Source organism: Bacillus sp. M6-12 (assembly GCF_002860285.1).
Classification (GTDB): domain Bacteria; phylum Bacillota; class Bacilli; order Bacillales; family DSM-1321; genus Peribacillus.
Map to the genome: position 1 here is coordinate 38928 of NZ_PGVF01000021.1, position 21161 is coordinate 60088.

Annotated in this window: 21 protein-coding genes; 1 reads left to right on the plus strand and 20 read right to left on the minus strand. The window is 41.6% G+C overall.

Going from position 1 to position 21161, the window contains the following annotated elements; translation table 11 throughout:
- Window position 1 precedes the first annotated feature (1 nt).
- The 15 genes from CVD28_RS20925 to CVD28_RS21000 form a co-directional block, all read right to left on the minus strand.
- Window positions 2-1288, minus strand: a complete 1287-nt coding sequence (locus CVD28_RS20925; protein ID WP_101596158.1) for a glutathionylspermidine synthase family protein — start codon at window positions 1286-1288, stop codon at window positions 2-4.
- Window positions 1289-1624 carry a hypothetical protein gene (locus tag CVD28_RS20930; protein ID WP_101596160.1) on the minus strand — a complete coding sequence of 112 codons (336 nt, stop codon included), beginning with the start codon at window positions 1622-1624 and terminating at the stop codon, window positions 1289-1291. It lies immediately after the preceding gene.
- A 34-nt stretch (window positions 1625-1658) separates the two neighbouring features.
- Window positions 1659-2111, minus strand: coding sequence for a hypothetical protein (locus CVD28_RS20935; RefSeq protein ID WP_101596163.1), 453 nt, complete (start codon window positions 2109-2111; stop codon window positions 1659-1661).
- A 164-nt stretch (window positions 2112-2275) separates the two neighbouring features.
- Complete coding sequence (locus tag CVD28_RS20940; RefSeq protein WP_101596166.1) at window positions 2276-3568, minus strand: adenylosuccinate synthase; 1293 nt, start codon at window positions 3566-3568, stop codon at window positions 2276-2278.
- 293 nt (window positions 3569-3861) lie between these two features.
- Window positions 3862-5226, minus strand: coding sequence for a replicative DNA helicase (dnaB, locus tag CVD28_RS20945; RefSeq protein ID WP_101596168.1), 1365 nt, complete (start codon window positions 5224-5226; stop codon window positions 3862-3864).
- A 167-nt stretch (window positions 5227-5393) separates the two neighbouring features.
- A complete protein-coding gene (gene rplI, locus CVD28_RS20950) occupies window positions 5394-5843 on the minus strand; it encodes a 50S ribosomal protein L9 (RefSeq protein WP_101596170.1) in 450 nt (149 codons plus the stop codon).
- Window positions 5840-7813, minus strand: a complete 1974-nt coding sequence (locus tag CVD28_RS20955) for a DHH family phosphoesterase (RefSeq protein ID WP_101596173.1) — start codon at window positions 7811-7813, stop codon at window positions 5840-5842. Before CVD28_RS20955 ends, rplI begins: the two co-directional genes overlap by 4 nt.
- A 51-nt stretch (window positions 7814-7864) precedes the next feature.
- Window positions 7865-8803 carry a YybS family protein gene (locus CVD28_RS20960; RefSeq protein ID WP_142384808.1) on the minus strand — a complete coding sequence of 313 codons (939 nt, stop codon included), beginning with the start codon at window positions 8801-8803 and terminating at the stop codon, window positions 7865-7867.
- A gap of 654 nt (window positions 8804-9457) precedes the next feature.
- On the minus strand, window positions 9458-9697 hold the full coding sequence (gene rpsR, locus CVD28_RS20970) for a 30S ribosomal protein S18 (protein ID WP_101596180.1): 240 nt from the start codon (window positions 9695-9697) through the stop codon (window positions 9458-9460).
- Between the two features lie 52 nt (window positions 9698-9749).
- Complete coding sequence (gene ssb / locus CVD28_RS20975) at window positions 9750-10256, minus strand: single-stranded DNA-binding protein (protein WP_101596181.1); 507 nt, start codon at window positions 10254-10256, stop codon at window positions 9750-9752.
- A 68-nt stretch (window positions 10257-10324) separates the two neighbouring features.
- Window positions 10325-10612, minus strand: a complete 288-nt coding sequence (gene rpsF, locus CVD28_RS20980; protein WP_101596183.1) for a 30S ribosomal protein S6 — start codon at window positions 10610-10612, stop codon at window positions 10325-10327.
- A 243-nt stretch (window positions 10613-10855) separates the two neighbouring features.
- A complete protein-coding gene (ychF, locus tag CVD28_RS20985) occupies window positions 10856-11956 on the minus strand; it encodes a redox-regulated ATPase YchF (RefSeq protein WP_101596238.1) in 1101 nt (366 codons plus the stop codon).
- 153 nt (window positions 11957-12109) lie between these two features.
- A complete protein-coding gene (locus tag CVD28_RS20990) occupies window positions 12110-14113 on the minus strand; it encodes a molybdopterin-dependent oxidoreductase (RefSeq protein ID WP_101596185.1) in 2004 nt (667 codons plus the stop codon).
- A gap of 90 nt (window positions 14114-14203) precedes the next feature.
- A complete protein-coding gene (locus tag CVD28_RS20995; RefSeq protein WP_101596187.1) occupies window positions 14204-14401 on the minus strand; it encodes a DUF951 domain-containing protein in 198 nt (65 codons plus the stop codon).
- A 14-nt stretch (window positions 14402-14415) separates the two neighbouring features.
- Entirely contained in the window at window positions 14416-15330 is a 915-nt protein-coding gene (locus tag CVD28_RS21000) for a mechanosensitive ion channel family protein (protein WP_101596190.1), read from the minus strand.
- Between the two features lie 403 nt (window positions 15331-15733).
- On the opposite strand from CVD28_RS21000, the gene yyaC reads away from it, so the two are divergent.
- The gene (gene yyaC / locus CVD28_RS21005) at window positions 15734-16357 is read left to right on the plus strand and encodes a spore protease YyaC (protein ID WP_101596192.1); all 624 of its coding nucleotides are present in this window, start codon (window positions 15734-15736) and stop codon (window positions 16355-16357) included.
- A gap of 70 nt (window positions 16358-16427) precedes the next feature.
- Here the strand turns inward: yyaC and CVD28_RS21010 are convergent, their stop codons facing one another.
- The 5 genes from CVD28_RS21010 to rsmG form a co-directional block, all read right to left on the minus strand.
- Window positions 16428-17141: a DUF554 domain-containing protein gene (locus CVD28_RS21010; protein WP_101596194.1), complete on the minus strand. Its 714-nt coding sequence runs from the start codon at window positions 17139-17141 to the stop codon at window positions 16428-16430.
- Between the two features lie 115 nt (window positions 17142-17256).
- A complete protein-coding gene (locus tag CVD28_RS21015) occupies window positions 17257-18111 on the minus strand; it encodes a ParB/RepB/Spo0J family partition protein (RefSeq protein ID WP_101596196.1) in 855 nt (284 codons plus the stop codon).
- The gene (locus CVD28_RS21020) at window positions 18104-18865 is read right to left on the minus strand and encodes a ParA family protein (protein WP_101596199.1); all 762 of its coding nucleotides are present in this window, start codon (window positions 18863-18865) and stop codon (window positions 18104-18106) included. Before CVD28_RS21020 ends, CVD28_RS21015 begins: the two co-directional genes overlap by 8 nt.
- A gap of 466 nt (window positions 18866-19331) precedes the next feature.
- Window positions 19332-20189, minus strand: a complete 858-nt coding sequence (gene noc / locus CVD28_RS21025; protein ID WP_101596201.1) for a nucleoid occlusion protein — start codon at window positions 20187-20189, stop codon at window positions 19332-19334.
- 144 nt (window positions 20190-20333) lie between these two features.
- The gene (rsmG, locus tag CVD28_RS21030; RefSeq protein ID WP_101596203.1) at window positions 20334-21050 is read right to left on the minus strand and encodes a 16S rRNA (guanine(527)-N(7))-methyltransferase RsmG; all 717 of its coding nucleotides are present in this window, start codon (window positions 21048-21050) and stop codon (window positions 20334-20336) included.
- Between the last annotated feature and the right edge of the window lie 111 nt (window positions 21051-21161).

Below are 21161 nucleotides of genomic sequence, written 5' to 3' on the forward strand. Positions count from 1 at the left end.
ACTATAAATCCTCCTCCGAGTCGTCAATACCTACAGGTAAAAAATAGGAAGCGTTGTCCGTAATTTGGCCTCCTGCGCGAATGCCGACCGCGCTTATCTTACCATTTACTAAAAAACAGCCATACATAATATGGGCATCCTTCTGTCCATCAACCGTAGTAATTGTGTGCACAGGCAGAGGGATAAATTGTTGAAATACAGGCATAGAGCCTGAATACGACTTATTCGCATCCTCTATCCTGATGTATCCCGTTTCATCATATATTTCCACTGTATCGCCTTCGCGTCCGAAAGAAGGCTTTCTGACAAATTCACATCCCTGTTCCAGGAAGTAATCGCTGTCCAAATAAGTAGGAAGAAAAAATAATTCAATATCGTGATGCTCTTCGTCAGTATAAAAAGTGTTTCGCTCTTCATGAAGCCCCCAGATCAGCGCCATAACTGCCTTGGACTGCAGCAGAAAAGCAGAGAGGGGATTTAGCATGGCCAAACAGCCATCCTTCACCAGCTGGAGCAGCATAAGCCCAACTTTTTCTTTTGTATCCGGATCCTCATCATCGACCAGATGCTCAATAGGATACGTCTGCCGATATAACAGATCAATCTTTTGCCCATCTGGTGTGTATAAACCCTTGTGAACCGTGATTTTACCATCCACGATTAAATCCTCTTCGACAACCCGGAGCTTGTTTAGCGGAATGTAGCTTGCTTTAAGCTCGCTGACTTCCATAAGATATAATGCGGTAAGACGATCTTCCTCATGATCTTCATGGGAGGTGAACACAATTAACGGATCTCTAGAGGATTCCCTTGACTGTAATGAGGTAAAAATAGCTTTACGCATCGCCTCCGCCAATTCATATTCCATCCCTTTGTTCGGGTTTGCTTTTTGAAAATAACGGCATACATACTCATTTACAAAAAATGGCTCCTTTATGAAGGTTGGTGTATCGGCATTCAGCTCGAGCACCTTCCAGCCATTCCCGTTATAAGCTAAATCCAGGCGGGCAATAACACTCTCTACCGGCAGGTGCTTAAGCCTTAAAAATGGCAGGATTTCGGCCGGGAATCCAAGTTCTAATAATGTGTCATCCCCAAGCTGGCGAATCAATCCTGCTGTCTTGTAAAAAATATTGCCCGCTTTCTCCGCAGCCTCTCTTAGTGTTTTAATTCGCTGACTTGATTCTAATTTGATATCAAGCAGGGCATATTCCATTCCGTATAAGTCGGGCCAGAAGTCAGGAATATGCCGGTATAACGCTTCCCTTTTTCTCACATGACTATCCATCTAGCCTCCAAAACCGCCTTTAGAGCCGCTTCCAATTCCAGACTTATAGCCATTTCCTGATTTATTTGTATTTCCTTTGTAAGATTTATAGCTGCTGGAATTCATTAAAGCCGACCTTGAAGCAAACCACCCGCCGGCAAACCAGAACATGCCAAAGTGGCTCGATTTTCTGTCATCACAATAATAACTTTCCGATTCTTCATCCCAATCCCAGTCATTGCAATCTTCACCGGTTGGTTCTGCTGGACGGGCGTCATCGTCATTGCCGCAGCCCGCCATCGATACAGCCAATAGCGTAGCTGCCACACCGCTCATCATTTTTCTTGTTTTTTTCAAAGTTTCGTCCTCCTTAAGCGACAATCTTTCCTTCTTATATTGTCAAGCCAGTCGGTGTTACATATAGCACATACACTCTGCGGTCCTCATCAATTTCAGCCGAGTCCCTTTCCCACTCCTTACCCTGGAAATAATGAAAGGTACAGCCGATAAACCCGAGAACCTGCATATGGTTATCTAGGTAAAAGGAATCTATTACCGGATGGTTTCTTATCGCATTCAGCTCCCTTATTTCCAGTTTTATTGATCCTATAGCGGCTGGATCAACAGGTTCCAGCGCGTTTTCTTCATGAATTTTTACATATATGATATACAAATCCTGCTCTTTGGCCGATGAAGCCTGCTGGTATGTTACGCCATCTTTTACAAAAAATTCACACTCTCGCCTCGCCGCGATCTGCTCAAGTTCAATATGTTCATAATGATAAAGTGCCGTATATTCCTCTGTAGCTTTTAAAAGGCGGTATTCCAAAACGGGCCTGTTCATACAAATACCTCGATTTCTTATTTGGTCTCTTAATTATACGAAATATCTGACAGAAGGTTTCATTTTTCAAATCCTTATAGTTATAGCCTGAAGAATTTTTTTTGAAACCAAAATACCCTGCCATGTTAAACACGGCAGGGCAAATTTAATACTTTATATACTATTTATACCTGGCGCCAAGGGCTTCTAACCACATTCGTCTGGGCACGGTCAGGACCAACAGAGAAGATGGAAAGAGGCACACCAGTAAGCTGGGACACCCGCTCCAGGTAGTGGCGTGCATTTGCAGGCAGTTCATCAAGTGATTTACAGCCAGTAATATCCTCAGTCCAGCCTGGCAGCTCTTCAAATACAGGTTCACATTCTGCAAGCACCTTCAGGCTAGCAGGGAACTCTTCAATAATTTCCCCTTTATGGCTGTAAGCTACACAGATTTTTACTGTTTCAATTCCTGTCAGTACGTCAATAGAGTTTAATGAAAGATCCGTAATTCCGCTGACACGGCGCGCATGGCGGACTACAACAGAATCAAACCAGCCGACGCGGCGCGGGCGGCCCGTTGTTGTACCATATTCACGGCCGACTTCACGGATTTGGTGACCGATTTCATTATCAAGCTCTGTAGGGAATGGGCCATCTCCAACACGGCTTGTATAGGCTTTACATACCCCAACTACATGGTTAATCTTAGTAGGTCCAACGCCAGAACCAATTGTCACTCCACCGGCAACGGGATTGGAAGACGTAACAAACGGATATGTTCCCTGGTCGATATCAAGCATTACACCTTGTGCCCCCTCGAACAGGACACGGCGGCCTTCATCCAGAGCATCATTGAGAACAACAGAAGTATCGCAGACGTATTTTTTGACCTGCTGGCCATATTCATAATACTCGTCAAGGATATCCTCAATTTTAAAGCCTTCTGTTTCATAGAAACGCTCCAATAACCGGTTCTTCTCTTCAAGGTTTCTTGAAAGCTTTTCTTCAAAAATTTCACGATCAAGCAAATCCACCATCCGGATACCCATTCGTGCGGCTTTATCCATGTATGCAGGGCCAATTCCTTTTTTCGTTGTACCGATCTTATTGGCACCCTTGCGCTCTTCTTCTACCTCATCCAGCTTTAGATGATAAGGAAGGATCACATGCGCACGATTACTGATTCTTAAATTATCCGTTGACACTCCGTGGCTATGTAAATACTCAAGCTCTTTAATAAGTGCTTTCGGATCTACAACCATACCATTTCCAATTACACAAATTTTATCGCTATAGAAAATTCCAGATGGAATCAAGTGAAGCTTATAAGTAACTCCGCCAAACTTAATGGTATGCCCTGCGTTGTTTCCGCCTTGATAACGGGCAATTGCTTCTGCATTTTCTGATAAAAAATCAGTGATTTTGCCTTTTCCTTCATCTCCCCATTGGGTTCCAACTACTACGACTGAAGACATTCCAAAGCACCTCCAAAATTTCACGTTATACCGGCTATGACCGGTTCTCTACAAACAGGATAAGCTTAACAAGAAAATAGGGGATATGTCAATAAATATCCGAACAATTACATTTAAACTTAATATTTCGTTCGTAAAAACTAAGATGATGTACTATTTTCTAGTAATTCCACACTTTATATAAAATAATCCCTTAACTAAATAGCATTCACTGTTTTAAAAGGAATGTTTATAACTTTTTTCCTAAATAAAAAAATCCCGCCAAATCTGACAGGATTAACTTTTTGTTTAGTTTAAGCCCCAGGCGGTACACCGGCATCATCAAATCGGCGCTCGAGGTTTACAAATTTATTGTACTCTTTTACAAAGGCAAGTGAAACGGTGCCTACTGGGCCGTTACGCTGTTTTGCAATAATGATTTCAATGATATTCTTGTTTTCCGATTCCTTATCATAATAATCATCACGATAAAGAAAGGCTACAATATCAGCATCCTGCTCAATACTTCCTGATTCCCGGATATCAGACATCATAGGCCGCTTATCCTGGCGCTGTTCTACTCCACGGGAAAGCTGAGACAGTGCAATTACAGGAACCTGCAGCTCCCTCGCCAGAGCCTTAAGTGAACGGGAAATCTCCGAAACCTCTTGCTGGCGGTTTTCACCGGACCGCCCGTTCCCTTGTATCAGCTGTAAATAATCAATTAATATCATGCCAAGGCCTTGTTCCTGCTTTAAGCGGCGGCATTTTGAGCGAATATCGCCAATCCGCACACCTGGCGTATCATCAATATATATTCCCGCGTTAGAGAGACTTCCCATTGCCATCGTAAGCTTGCGCCAATCTTCATCCGTCAATGAGCCTGTCCTAAGGTTTTGGGCATTAATATTGCCTTCCGCACACAGCATACGCATAACAAGCTGTTCTGCCCCCATCTCCAAACTGAATATAGCTACATTTTCTTCTGTTTTTGTTGCAACATTCTGGGCAATATTCAAGGCAAAGGCTGTTTTACCGACAGAAGGACGGGCGGCTACGATAATTAGATCATTTCGCTGGAAACCTGCCGTCATCCGATCAAGCTCTGCAAATCCTGTCGGAATGCCGGTAACATCTCCCTTTCGGTTAGTAAGCACTTCAATATTGTCATACGTTCTGACTAAGACATCCTTAATATTCTGGAAGGCACCTGCATTTTTCCGGTTGGCAACTTCCATAATATTTTTTTCAGCCTCACTCAGCAGGCCATCTACTTCATCTTCCCTGCTATATCCATCCTGCGCAATTGTAGTAGCAGTTCGGATCAATCTGCGAAGCAGTGATTTTTCTTCTACTATTTTCGCATAGTATTCGATATTGGCAGCCGTCGGCACAGATCCGGCAAGCTCAGTCAAATACGAAATCCCGCCAACTTCCTCAAGAGTTTTGGATGCAGCCAGCTCCTCGGTGACCGTAATCAGATCGACGGCCTTCCCGTTATCATTGAGCTTTAGCATTACGTTAAAAATCTTTTGGTGGGCGGATCTATAAAAGTCCTCTGGAATCAATGCCTCTGAGGCTTGAATTAAGGAAGAAGGCTCAAGAAATATAGCACCTAATACCGCCTGCTCAGCCTCAATATTCTGCGGAGGCAAACGGTCCTGAAACAGTTCATTCATACAGTAACCTCCTTTTCGAGGAATATCTTCTTTCACAGACTATTTATCTCTAATACTTAGGAACAAAAATAAACAGAAAAAATGTGATGGAACCAATCAGGTTCTATCACATCTTTTGGCTTACTATCTATTCTACCAACTTTTCGGCAAGATAAAAATATCAAAAATTAGTTAATTTCCTTAACATGTACTGTAAGTGTTGCTGTTACTTCCTGATGAAGCTTTACGGGAATTTTTGTATGTCCAAGAGAACGGATTCCTTCCGGCAGTTCCATTTTACGCTTATCAAGTTTAATGCTGTGTTTTTTCTGAAGCTCCTCAGCAACCTGCTTGGTAGTAATAGAACCAAATAGACGGCCGCCTTCACCAGCTTTTGCATTCAATTCAACAGTCAGTTTCTCCAGTTTGTCCTTAAGTTCTTTTGCTTGCTGAAGCTCCTGTTCGGCTACTTTTTGTTCTTTATTTTTCTGAGCTTCCAAGGTTTTCATGCTTGAATTGGATGCCTCTACAGCAAGTCCTTGCTTAATCAGGAAGTTGTGAGCATATCCGTCAGCCACATTTTTAACTTCACCTTTTTTTCCTTTACCTTTAACATCTTTAAGAAAGATTACCTTCATTCTGTTTTTCCCCCTTCTAAATATTCATCAATAGCTTCTATTAAGCGCAGCTCTGCTTCACCTACGGAAATATCGGTAAGCTGGGTAGCTGCATTAGTGAGATGGCCGCCGCCTCCGAGGTTTTCCATAATAATCTGGACATTCACATCCCCAAGAGAACGTGCGCTGATTCCGATCATATTCTCGGAACGCTTGGATATAGCAAAGGATGCTGCCACACCGTCCATCGTTAAAAGTGTATCGGCAGCCTGAGCGATTAATACCTGATTATTGATTTGGTCCGGACTTCCCTTCGCAATAGCGATTCCCTCACGGTAAAAGGAAACCGTTTCAATCAGCTTAGAGCGCCTGATATACGTATCAACATCTTCCTTGAGGAATTTCTGCACCAGAACGGTGTCTGCGCCCTGGGCCCGTAAATAAGAGGCTGCATCAAATGTACGGGAACCGGTCCGAAGTGTGAAGCTCTTCGTATCTACGATAATACCTGCAAGCAATGCTGTTGCCTCCAGCATATCCACCTTGCTGCGCTTCGGCTGGTATTCCAGCAGCTCTGTCACAAGCTCGGCTGTCGAGGATGCATAAGGCTCCATATAAACGAGCAGTGGCAGATCAATAAATTCTTCTCCCCGGCGGTGATGGTCTATAACTACCACCTTATCGATTCTATTTAACAATCTTTCTTCAATAACCATTGACGGCCTGTGGGTGTCCACTACAACAAGAAGGGTTTCGTCCGTTATCATATCGTAGGCTTCTTCCGGAGTGATAAAGCGCGCGTATAATTCAGGCTTGTTCCGAATCTCTGCCATCAGCCGCTGGACACCAATATCAATTTCCGCAAAATTCACGACAATATACGCTTCCCGATTATTCAGCTGTGCGACCTTTGCTATTCCAATAGCTGAACCAATCGAATCCATATCAGGAAACTTATGGCCCATCACGATAACTTTGTCGCTATCTAACACGATATCTTTTATTGCGTGGGAAATGACCCGGGCACGGACCCTTGTACGTTTTTCAATAGGGTTTGTCTTGCCGCCATAGAACTTTACTTTTCCATTGGTAAGCTTAATGGCCACCTGATCGCCGCCTCGGCCTAAAGCAAGGTCAAGGCTTGATTGGGCAAGCAGTCCCAGCTCCGGCAAAGAGGAGACACCCGAGCCTACCCCAATACTCAATGTCAGCGGTACATTTTGTTTAGCCGTGGCATCCCGTATTTCATCTAGAATGGAAAACTTCGACTTCTCAAGCTGAGTTAGAATTTGTTCATTATAAATGGCAATAAAGCGTTCGGACGAAGTTCGTTTTAAGAAAACACCGTTGTCTTTCGCCCACTTATCAAGCAGGGATGTAACAAGGCTATTGATACTGCTCTTTCTCTGATCATCCATACCCTGGGTAAGGTCATCATAATTATCAAGAAAAATAGTTGAGATGACAGTGCGTTCTGCTTCATACATTTTTTCTATTTCAGCTTGCTCTGTCACATCAAAGAAATATAACAGCCTTTCTTCCTTCTTATGGATAACACGAAATTTCCTCTCCTGGAGCGTCACTGTTTCATTTTCCATTTCCTGTTTGATAAAGGGGATAATCGAATCAGCTACATCGTAGAGGGATCTTCCAACAAGCGAATCTTCGTTAAAACAGGATGCCATGAAAGGATTTGTCCACTCAACATACAGATCATCATTAATTAACATGATACCGATTGGCATTTCAAGGAGAGCTTCCTCACCAACCTTTTTCAGCCTGTAGGAAAGTGTAGAAATATATTCTTCCGTCTCTCTGCGCTTTTTTAAATCAATCGAAAAGGTGAAATAAAACAAAATCGATATGACTATAAGGCCTAAAAGTGCTATCAGCCATTGGTGATAAGCCAGTACGATCAGCAAGAGCATCACAATACCAAGCAATCCGAATAACGGATACCTTATCGATTGTTTCTTTAAGTAAGATGGCATATTTTCAGCTCCTAAAGCGCCTGTTAAAAGTAATTTCCGGCTAAAAGCCAGCTATTTTTTCTGAATTTGCTTCCTTATTGGGAATCCGAGGTCAATAATCCCGAAAATCCTAATGAACGATAGTAATCCCGGAAGGAGGAATGATAAAGCAACCGCCAGCAATGGAACTGCCTTAGGCCAGCCTTTCTGAGCCGTGAAATAAAACAGGAAAGAAAATCCCTGAATCAATACAAAAAATTGCAGTATAAATAAGAAATTGGACAAGACAGAATAAAGGCCGCCAGATTCATTGTTCTGCAATAAAAAACTAAAGACCATGACAATTAAATAATACCATAAAAGACTGCTGGGTAATCTAAGTTCTTTTATAGAAAGCACTGGAATCCTTTTTTCTGTGAATCTTTTTACTATTGGACGAGCCGCAGATAATATCAGCACCGCCATCAATAAAGAAACCATAACCAAAAGACTCGGCAGCAGGGTGTTCATCAATTCCAAGGATTCAAAGACTCGTTCCCTGTCCTCCGCACTTGGCGCACGCCCCCAGCCATCTAATATTTTTGCGGACTCTTCATATCCTTGCCTGAAAAAAGAAGTGCTCTCTTCTATAAAATGGATGTCCAGAAAAACGGCTAAAAATGCGTAAAGCAGCAGGAGTCCGGCCAAAAAAGCCAATACGGTAGAAACCAATAAGGGTCCTGGAGACTCATTTCTGCTGAGCTGCCAGCCCAGTATAATGCCAGTCATTCCAAACAGCAAAATAACAGGAATTATGTGAATTGATCCAATCAACACAGATATACAACAAGCGAGGAACAGAAAGCCAAAGGACCATTGAAATGGCTGCTTAACAGCTATGAGAACGAAGGGAATCGGGAAACATATAAGCATGAAAAAACCTGCAAATGGTACATACATAAAGAAAGTCAGCATCACTGCAAAGATACCCAATAAAAGACCGCTTTCCGCCACTTTCTTACTGTTGTCCATGTTCCACACCTGCTCCGTTTCCTGCAATTTAAGCCGCAATAATAATATTCTACCTATAATTCCCCTTTTCTTTCAAACTTACCGCTTGCTTTCAAAATACCTTCTCTGAATATCCTAAACCACTTTTTATTGGTTATTATTTTAACACAGCAACACAAAATTTTATAACTTTAATCCCATGTAAAACTGTTCCTTTTTATTAACAAAAACTCTCATAAGTTTTAACTCCAAACTATGTATCGCAGCTCCGGCCCTTTCCAGCAGAAAATGTTCAATAAAAGGTTTTATAGAATGATACTGGGGTAAATAGATAATCCAAGGGAAATACAATACAAAACGGAAGGGACTGGTAAGCAATGAATTGTTTAACAGCGACTTCAAGGTTCGTATTGAATACCTTGAATGGAAGGTTTGCTGATCGGGTGACAGGTACGACGGCACTGAACCGATATACTCAGCGCTAGAATCTTTACATTGATTTTGCAGATTTTCCAAAATTTTCGCTTTATGCGGGACGAAAAAAAGCACGAGCCAATTGGTTTGTGCTTTTTTTCGTGCAGATGATTCAGCAAAAACCCGTAACTTGCCGGTTAAGATACAATTTTTTGGATATAAAAAAGAAGCGGGAACGAGTTCCCGCTTCTTGATCATTTATTACTCACCAGATACGTATGGTAGTAATGCCATTGTACGAGAGCGTTTGATTGCAATCGTCAATTTACGTTGGTATTTTGCGCTTGTGCCAGTTACACGGCGTGGTAAAATTTTACCGCGCTCAGAGATGAATTTCTTAAGAAGATCTACATCCTTGTAATCAATCTTAGTGATTCCGTTAGATGTGAAGTAACACACCTTACGGCGTTTAGCACGTCCGCCTTTACGTCCTCCTGCCATGTCAATTTCCCTCCTTCTTTTTTTAACATATATTCACGGCCATATATCGTCGTTAGAATGGCAGATCGTCATCTGAAATGTCGATAGTTTTACCGTCATTTGCAAATGGATCATCATCCACACGAGTATAATTGTTGTTGTTTCGTTGATTCTGATTCTGTTGTCCATATGAAAAATCATTATTGCGCTGCGGCTGATTTCCATAAGGACCGCCTTCATTTCTTTCACCTGCAGAACTGCTTCTCGGCTCAAGGAATTGAACGCTCTCAGCAAGAATCTCTGTTACATACACTCGTTTGCCGTCTTGTCCTTCATAGTTACGTGTCTGGACACGTCCATCCACGCCTGCTAAACTGCCTTTTTTCAGGTAGTTAGCAACGTTCTCTGCCGGTTTACGCCAAACAACACAATTGATAAAGTCTGCTTCCCGTTCTCCCTGCTGATTCGTAAATGCACGGTTTACAGCTAAAGTAAACGTGGCAACAGGCACTCCATTTGGTGTGTATCGCAATTCAGGATCCTTCGTTAAGCGCCCTACCAAAACAACGCGATTCATCATCAGAATCAACTCCCTTCCTAAGTTTGTCTCTAAAGAAACAATTTCGGAAATTTTGTATTTATATGGAATTATTCTTCTTCTTTAATTACGATATGACGGATAATGTCTTCGTTGATTTTTGCAAGACGGTCAAATTCTTGAACCGCAGCAGCCTCAGCGTTAATTTTTAAAAGCATGTAGTAACCGTCACGGAAATCATTGATTTCGTATGCAAGACGGCGTTTACCCCATTCTTTTGAGTCATTAACTTCCGCGCCATTATCAGAAAGAATTGTGTTGAAACGCTCAACTAGTGCTTTCTTAGCGTCTTCCTCAATGTTTGGACGGATGATATACATAACTTCGTATTTTCTCATCACTGTCACCTCCTTTTGGTCTATGCGGCCCCATAGGGCAAGGAGCAATTTAAAAAACTTAATTACTCACAATACGAAATTATATCATAGTTTATTGGGCTTTGCAATGTGATTGAGGCACTTCTTTTAAAAGGATTATTGAGGAACTTTAAATCCCGTAATGGAGGCTTTGCATATATTTGATTTAACCAAATTACCAAAGAATAAATAAGCTCTGCAGAAAAAATTCTGCAGAGCTTTTATTTAGACATTAAAGCGGAAGTGGATAACATCTCCGTCTTGGACGACATAGTCTTTGCCTTCTAATCGCACTTTTCCTGCTTCCTTTGCAGCTGCATGGCTTCCGGCAGCCAACAGGTCATCATAAGCAACAATTTCAGCCCGAATAAAGCCGCGCTCAAAATCAGAGTGAATAACTCCTGCACATTGAGGTGCTTTCATTCCGCGTCTGAATGTCCAGGCACGAACTTCCTGTACACCAGCTGTGAAATATGTTGCCAAGCCAAGTAAGCTATAAGAAGCTCGAATTAATTGATCCAAACCAGACTCTTCAATGCCAAGCTCGGATAAGAACATTTCTTTTTCTTCACCTTCAAGCTCAGCAATTTCTTCTTCAATTTTGGCACAAATCACAATTACTTCAGCGTTTTCTTTGGCAGCATACTCACGGACTTTTTGAACATATTCGTTATCGTCTGCATTTGCGACTTCTTCTTCACTAACATTCGCTACATATAGCATAGGCTTTGCTGTCAGCAAGTGCATACCTTTTACGATTCTTTGCTGCTCTTCAGTAACTTCAACGGCGCGTGCCGGCTTTTCCGATTCCAAAGCATCCTTTATAGCAACAAGTACTTCATGCTCAAACATAGCATCCTTGTCTTTCTGCTTGGCCATTTTCCCAACGCGTTCAATACGCTTATTAACAGATTCCAGATCAGCAAGAATCAATTCAAGATTGATTACTTCAATATCGTCAATTGGATCTACTTTTCCGGAAACATGGGTAATATTTTCATCTGCGAAACAGCGGACAACCTGGCAGATCGCATCAACCTGACGGATATGCGAAAGGAACTTGTTTCCTAGCCCCTCGCCCTGGCTTGCCCCTTTAACGATACCGGCAATATCGGTAAATTCAAACGCCGTAGGAACTGTCTTTTTCGGCTGGACAAGCTCTGTAAGCTTTTGCAAACGATGGTCCGGAACTTCAACAATTCCTACGTTCGGGTCAATCGTACAGAATGGATAGTTGGCAGACTCAGCGCCAGCCTGTGTAATTGCATTAAACAAAGTCGATTTCCCGACGTTCGGCAAACCGACAATACCTGCTGTTAAAGCCATTTTCACTTTCACTCCTCTTAAATTTTCAGCAATCTATTTGTCAAAAGGCCCGTTAGAACGGTACCATTTCAATTTTCTATGAACCTTTCACAATTATAGAGATTGAAAGTAAAAAATACAAGCATCTGTGCAATATGGCATAGATCAAGTCTGCTATATTTTCTCAATATTAACCAAGCAATCATAAACTGTGCTGCCCATTCCGTTATCAGACTCTCGAGACGATGTCAGAGAGTTAATACTTCCGCCATACCTTTTCCAAATGCCCTCATCAATATTGATTGTCCCCGGGTGCGCAGCTTTCAGAACAGCAGCAGACCCTTTTACTTCACCTCGGTCATTCCATACTCTAACAATGTCGCCTTCCACAATTTGCAGACTTTCTGCCAGATCCGGGCTAACTTCAACCTTAAGCCTTCCAAGCCCGTCAATCAAATGATAATGCTGCGAATGGTTTGAACGGAGCGGGTGAATGGTAAGCAGGGAATATGGATACTTTTCGGCCTTATCCGAATTTGTCCATTTGGATTCAGCTGGCAGTGACAATGCAAGCTTGCTTTCATAGCCTTTCATTTCTCCCAGCGCTGATGTAAATTCATATTTACCGCTTTGTGTTTGGAATTGTTTATTCTGCCAAGGTACCTTTTCAACCGGAAGTTCCTTATAGTGAGCCTCTTTAAGTGATTCATAGTTAATCCCGTATGCCGTTAAAGGCTTCAGTCCCATATCAATGAATTCCTGTCGAGTAAAATGGAAGACTTCCCCGAATCCTAACCTTTCAGCCAGCTGTGTCCAAACCCAAAGATCCGCTTTAGCTTCTCCTGGCGGATCAACAAGCTGCGGGCCATAATTCACAAAATGATGATCCATTGAGGAATAATACACATCTTCTTCTTCAAATGAAGTGGTCGATGGCAGTACATAATCAGCAAGAAGTGCGGTATCCGTCAGAAAATGGTCCATGACAACCACTGTTTGAGTTGAACTGAACGCCTTTTCTACCTGATTGGAATCCGGTACCTGTAAAGCCGGGTTCCCACAGGTAACAAAAATCATTTTGATGCTTGGGTTTTCAGCATTCAAAATCCCTTCTGCTTGTTTCATCATTGTAAATTGCCGGCTTTCTTTTTTCCTTTCAGGCAACGCTATTGCTTCGATATCAAAGGATTGTCCAACCTGAACCTTTCCGAAATTAGCACCACCGCCCGGAATTCCAATATTTCCGCTTACTGCTACAAGTGCGTCAATTAATCGGATTGTATTCCCGCCGTTGCTGTAGCGCTGCATGCCAAGCCCCATAAAAGTGGAGACAGGCCCGCTGGCATATAGCTGGGCCAAATAGGCAATAGTCTCCCTTGAAACTTCCGCCTGTTCACAAATAGCTTCAAATGAAATGGAGTCTACAAGGGACTGTAAATCTTCAAACCCTACTGAATGGTTTTGAATAAACTGGCTATCCTCCCATCCTTGCTCCAGCAGCTCCTTGATTACACCCGCCGCCAACAGACCATCCATTCCTGGCTTTATAGAGAAATATTGATTAGCAATTTTTGCAGTAGCATTATAAATTGGGTCAATAACAGTAATTGGAATCCCTTTTTTCTTGGCTTGTTGAAGACGCTGAAAAAGATGGAGATTGGTTCTCGCTGCATTCCGTCCCCAAATTAAAATATGGCTGCTATTAAACAAATCTTCCGGTGAATGGCTATGGGAATTGCCAAAATCCCATTTTTGTGCTTCAATGCCTGCCCCCCAGCAAATGCTCCCTATTACTTCGGTAACGCCGCCAAAGCAATTAAAAAAACGCTGGTCAAGATTCTTTAATAAACCGCTATTTGCATAATCGTGGCTATGCAAAATCGATGTAGAGCCATATTTATTTTTTAATTCAGCCATCTTGGCTGCAATTTCATCTAATGCCTGTTCCCATGATATCCTGACAAATTCCCCGTCTACACGTTTTAATGGATAGAGAAGACGTTCAGTGGAATTTGTTTTATCAGCTAATGTTCTGCCTCGTCCGCAAATTTTCCCCTGAGTGATGGGATGGTCTTTATCACCATCTATACTGATAACCTTTCCATTCTTAATAGAAACGGTAAAGCCGCAGCAGTCCCAGCAGTTCAATGGACAGGACGATTTTACTATCTGCACCATTTACAACTCATCTCCCGATCTCTAGATAAAAAGTCTATCTTTCTATTATATAACGATACAGGTGAAAATTTGTGCAAAAAAAGAAGCATGCTATTCCTCATGCTTCTTGATCACTTTTTTCATTTTTCTTGAGAATTCCCGTCTCGGCAGCATTACACTATGACCGCACCCTTCACATTTAATTCGGATGTCCATCCCAAGGCGAATAATTTTCCAGCGGTTTATTCCGCATGGATGCTGCTTTTTCATTTCCACAACGTCATTTATCCCAAATTCCTTTAGTTCCAAGTCCTTCTCCTCCTTTACTCGGGCTGATTCAGTTTATGTTGTTTTCCATCCGATTCAGAACGATTATACATGACCATCCGCGGCACCGGAATATCAATCCCATGTTCATCAAGGCATTCTTTAATTTCTCTTCGTAATACCCTGCCGATAAAAAAGTGGCGCATCGGCTTTGTTTCTGCCACAACACGCATGACTACCTCTGCTGGACCAATATTCTGTACCCCCAGCAGTTCGGGGGGCTTCACCAAATCCTCATAATCGGCGGTAAGTTTTTCAAGAAGATGGCGGATAGCAGATTCGGCTAATTCAATATTGCCATCATAGGCAATGCTGACATCTACCACCGCTACACTATTATGGATAGAAAAATTGGTAACTTCCATAATATTACCATTCGGTATTACATGGAGTTCTCCAGTAAAACTCTTTATCTTTGTTGTTCGCAAACCAATTTCCATTACATCCCCTTCAAATTGGCCAATCCGGATATAATCCCCAACAGAAAACTGATCTTCTAATATAATGAAAAAGCCTGTGATTACATCTTTTACAAGGCTCTGTGCTCCAAAACCAACAGCTAGGCCGACAATACCTGCACCGGCTAGAAGTGCTTTTACATCAATGGTCATCGCCTGCAGAATCATCATTAAAGAAATGAAGAATACAACATAAGTCAGCACATTTTGCAGCAATTTTGAAAGAGTAGCCTCTCTTCGCTCCGAAATTCTTAGCGGACTTCGCGACCGCACCTGGAAGAATTTCCTTATTGCCGATTTTCCGAACCTAATGACAATGCCTGAAATAATCAGGATAATAATAATTTTTAAAACTGCTTCTCCAAGTGTTAGCCATGTATCTTCATTTGTAATTTTATCTGAAAACCGTTGGAAAAATCTTTCTGAAAACCCCAAAACATTACCTTCTTTCATTGTATTTCATTATCTAGTCCCAAAATTATGTGGTTTTTCACTTAAAACACTTTGGGTATATAGGTAAAACCACTAATGGAAAATGGTAATCATCCACAACATAAAAACTTCAATCGGCAGGGTTTATTGGACAAAAAGCTACCCAAGGATTGTTAAGCTTTTTACTGAATTAAAATAAAGTATATGACGATAATGTGACTGTCACTTTCTTAAGCCAAAACTATAATTTCATTTGCTAAGTACTATAAAAGATTAAGTGCTGGTTGACAAGTCCAATGGTCCTTTCCGCTTCTCCATTTACCCTAAGTGACTGAATGCACCACATTTCTATTTACCGCACTGTATGTATAGAATTCCCTTTTTTTCCGTATACTTATAGTACTATTACAGAGGAGTGGAAACGATGAACCTGAGACCGCGCTTTTTTGAAGAAAAGGAAAAAGTAAGCCGGATTTTGTACGAAGATGTTGATGCATCACGAAAAATATCCCAGGGTCTGCTTTCATTGCTTCCTTCTGAACAAATTCAGCCTGTAGTGATCGTATGCATTGGCACAGACCGTTCTACCGGCGACTCCCTTGGCCCATTGGTCGGAACTTTATTGCATGAAAAAATCTCTTCCCACTTCCATGTGTATGGCACTCTAGAAGATCCGATACATGCGGTGAACCTCCAGGAAAAGCTGAATGAAATAAATGATAAACATGATAATCCCTTTATTATTGGGGTCGATGCCTGTCTTGGCAGACTTAAAAGCGTGGGTATGGTCCAGGTCGGTGAAGGGCCGGTCAAACCAGGAGCAGGGGTAAATAAGGAGCTGCCTGAAGTTGGAGAAGCCCATATCACCGGCATCGTAAACGTGAGCGGCTTCATGGAATATATGGTGCTTCAAAATACCCGGCTGAACCTCGTCTTGAAAATGGCAAAAACAATTGCGAACGGTATTTATTTTGCAAGCAGCCACTATCATCGCAAGCGTTCTTTCTCACACTTAAATTGGGCTTACGACCAGGAAAAGACGCCATAAAACCTTGTATGAAATTTACAAGGTTTTTTGCAATGATTAATATCGAAAAAATGCAAACAGTATATCCTTTTTATAGCTGGATATTAAAATAATAGAAAACTGAAACAAGCAATCCTGTTACCAAAATCCCTGGCAGTAAATTTGCTACCCTGATTTTTGTAATGCCTATCAGATTTAACCCGATAGCAAAAATCATGACTCCGCCAGTAGAAGTCATCTCTGTAATGAAGAATTCCATAAGCTCTTCGGGGATCCATTTATCAATTTTTGTGGCGAATACGGCGATGGCCCCCTGGTAAAGCATAACCGGAACGGCGGAAAACAAGACGCCTATCCCCAAAGTTGTTGCCAATATAATGGAGGTAAATCCATCAATAATTGCCTTTGTGTATAACACGTCATGATCATTCCGAATGCCGCTGTCCAGGGCACCAATAATGGCCATTGCACCTATTACGAAAATTAACGTTGCTGTTACAAATCCCTGGGCAACGGGATTAGCTTCGTTTGCCCCAAGCTTCCGCTCAAGCCAATTTCCAAGCGAGTTGAGTTTAGCATCCAAGTCAATCCACTCGCCAATTACCGCCCCAAATACAAGGCTCAGAATAACAATTAAAAACTGCTGGCTTTTAAATCCCATCTGCAGCCCAAGAACAGTGACTGCCAGGCCAATTCCGCTCATCACCGTGTCCTTTGTCTTTTGGGGAATACGATGAAATACCTTGCCCAGCAAAGTGCCTGCAATAATACAGGCTCCATTTACTAACGTACCTAATAAAACCATTACATTTGCACCTTCTTGAAGTGATTTCTGTTCATTGCAGCATAAATATAGTAAGAACTTCCTATTATCCGGCTTTCAGCCTTAAAAAATAAACCATGCTCCATAAAGAGATGGTTTAAGAAGTTTGATCGCTTTCAAGCATTTCTAAAATTCGCTCCAAATCTTCCTTTGAGTAATATTCAATTTCTATTTTCCCTTTTTTCTTACTCTGCTTAATAAGGACTGTTGTGCCAAATCTCTCTCTCAAACTGTTCTCCCGTTCCCGAATAAAAATATCTTTTTTTGGTTTTTTTTCAGGTGTTTCACGTGGAACATTTTCATTAAGCTGCTGAATATATTGCTCAAGCTGCCGGACATTTAGTCCATCCTTCAGAATTTTTTCGACAACCATAGCAATATTAGCCTTCTTCTTTAATCCCAGCAGGGCTCGTCCATGTCCCATTGAAATTTTGCCTTCTGAAATGTAATTTTGAATATTATCTGGCAGAGAAAGCAAACGGATATGGTTGGCAATATGAGGCCTGCTTTTCCCCAGGCGTTTGGCAAGCTGCTCCTGGGTAATTTTCAGCTTCTCCAGCAAAGTCTGATAAGCTGCTGCTTCTTCAATTGGATTTAAATCCTCTCGCTGAAGGTTTTCCAGTACTGCCAGCTCCATCATTTGCTGCTCGGTAAGCTCTCTAACAACAACTGGGACAGTTTTCAATCCCGCTGCCTTGGCAGCCCTGAAACGGCGTTCGCCCACTACGATTTCATATCCTTTAATACTTTTCCTCGCAATGATTGGCTGAAGAATTCCATGCTCCTGAATGGATTGCTTAAGTTCTTCTATAGCGTCAGTTTGAAAAATCTTCCTTGGCTGATAAGGGTTTGGCCGGAGTTCTTTAGTAGAAATTTCCCGCACTGAATCCTCTTTATTAGCTTCCAGATTGTTGAACAATGCATTAATTCCTTTTCCAAGGCCTTTAGCCATTTGACACCACTTCCTTTGCTAAATCTAGATAAACTTCCGCTCCTCTTGATTTAGGATCATAAATGATAATCGGCTCCCCATGGCTTGGTGCCTCGCTTAACCGTACATTTCTCGGAATAATTGTCTTATAGACCTTATCCTGAAAATATTTTTTCACTTCTTCAATAATCTGTATTCCTAAATTTGTACGGGCATCGAGCATGGTTAATAGAACCCCTTCAATTTTCAGGTCATGATTTAAATGTTTTTGGACTATGCGCACTGTATTTAACAGCTGGCTTAATCCCTCTAACGCGTAATATTCACATTGCACAGGAATCAAAACGGCATCAGATGCTGTCAATGCGTTGATTGTCAGCAATCCCAGAGACGGAGGGCAATCAATAAGGACATAGTCAAAATCATTCTTTAATTCATCTAATGCTCTTTTCAATCGTACTTCCCTTGAAATAGTGGGAACCAATTCTATTTCTGCCCCTGCGAGCTGAATGGTTGCGGGGATAGCGTACAGGTTTTCTACCTTTGTTGGCTTTATTACTTCTCGTGCCACCACATCATCAACCAATACATCATATATGCACTGTTCGACATCAGCTTTTTCTATACCTGCACCGCTTGTCGCATTCCCTTGGGGATCTATATCAACCAATAATACTTTTTTGCCTATGTATGCCAAACAAGCGCCTAAATTAACAGAGGTTGTGGTTTTGCCAACCCCGCCCTTTTGGTTCGCAATGGCGATTATTTTTCCCACGAAGCCACCTACCTTCAAAACAATAAAAATCCAGCATAATCCCTTCTAATCTGGCTCTTCCGATAAGCGGGAGGAGACAGGAGAAACAACTGCTGTTTTCTGCCATATAAAAAAAGCGCTTCTATAATTTTACTAATAAACTAGTAACTACCCAATCTATTTTATCATGAAAAAGAATCATTCATATTGTTTTTAAGCAAACAAATAAAAAACAAATCTTTATATCCAGATTTATCAGCTCCCTGGGACATTAATAATGGAGTTTTAGTAAAAAGAGGTTACAAACACGCAGAATGACTCTTTAAGAAGGAAAACCCGCCTTCAGCCAGCAAAAATCATATTTATAGCAGAGGCACAATTTAGTCTTTGAAGGATTACTACAGAATCTCCAGAGAAGTTCCTATTTAAGCAGACAAAAAGGCCTGGCACCCAAATATGTGTTTGCCAGGCCAAAGATCCAATAAGGTTAAGACTTTTTCTTTGGAATTTTTATAGTGAATTGATAGTACTCTTCAAATTCCTCTTCTTCTGAATCCAGATTTATTCCGTTGTCTGACACCATTGTCAGTGATTGACGTATAGTATTTACTGCAATTCTCATATCCTTACTGAAAGCTTTGCGCTTTGGCTTTGGCTTTTGATCTGATTTAGTGAGCATTTTCACGACACGCTCTTCCGTTTGCTTAACGTTCAGACTTCTTTCAATGACTTCCTCTAGCAGCTTTACCTGCAATTCAGGGTTCTTTAACGGAATTAATGAGCGGGCATGTCTCTCGGAAATTTGTTTTGAAAGCAAAGCGTCCTGAACCTGATTAGGAAGCTTAAGCAGCCGGAGTTTATTGGCAACTGTTGATTGACCAATTCCGAGCCTTTGGGCTAGCGCTTCCTGGGTAAGGTTATGAAGCTCAAGCAGCTTTCCGTACGCCAGTGCCTCTTCAATCGGTGACAGCTCCTCGCGCTGAAGATTTTCTATGAGGGCTACAGAAGCGGTTTCTGTGTCATTAAAGTCCTTGACGAGGACCGGTGCAGTATCCCAGCCAAGCTTCTGCATGGCTCTGAACCTGCGTTCACCGGCAATGATTTCAAATTTCCCATGCTGATATTCCCTTACAACAATTGGCTGGATTATACCATGCGTATGGATAGTTTGAGCTAATTCTGCTATTTTATCTTCATTAAAAACAGTTCTGGGCTGATACCGGTTTGGAACAATATCTGCAATTGGAATATGCTTTATTTCTTCATTATTGCTTGGCTTTTCCAATTCAATTGGTTGTTCTTCTTTTTCGCCTAACCCGAAAAAACGCGAAAAAGGATGCTTCATTCTCCCTACACCACCTTTAAGAAACTCCCCGTATTACATATTCTCTATAGAAGCGACAGGTTCCTCCTGGAAACAGACAAAATTAACAAGGTAATCCCATCTTCATTCGTCAAAACCTTCGATAATTTTAATATACTCTCTTCTCTATTCTAAAGGCATTTTATTTGGTGTGCCAGGTTTTCTTGGATATTTTTTCGGTGTGGATTTCACTTTTTGAACAGTAATAATATTCCTTTCACTTTCTTCAATTGGAAGAGTAAAGGAAAAGACATCCTCTATTTGTCCGCCCAGCGTGGTTACAGCCTTATTTCCTGCTCTCATTTCATCTTCCGCACTCGCAGCCTTCATCGCAATAAATGTGCCTCCTGGCTTGACCAACGGCAGGCACAGCTCACTTAACACTGACATGCGGGCTACTGCTCTTGCCATCACAATATCATAGGCTTCCCGATGTTCTGATTTTTGTCCGAACGTTTCGGCCCTGTCATGATAAAAAGCTACATCCATTAGACCAAGTGAATCAGCAAGATGCTGTAAAAATGAAATACGCTTATTTAAAGAATCCACTATCGAAATCTTTAAGTGCGGATGACAGATTTTTAATGGAATACTTGGAAATCCTGCACCTGCACCTACATCACAAATACTATAGCTCTTGCTAAAATCAAAATAAAAGGCAGCACTGATCGAGTCATAAAAATGTTTCAGATAGACTTCCTCTTTATCAGTGATAGCTGTCAGATTCATTTTTTCATTCCATTCAACCAATATCTCATAATACATTTCAAATTGCCGCAGCTGTTCAGGAGAAAGGTTAATTCCCCTTTCCTCAAGAGATTTTGTAAATTGTTCAATTTTCATTAGGTATCAGCCCTTTACGGTGAATACTTTTATGTGAATTTTTTTTATTGAAACACATTCGAAACTATGTATCGCCAGGTTCCGAAGAGACCTTGCGAATCACCTTCGGAA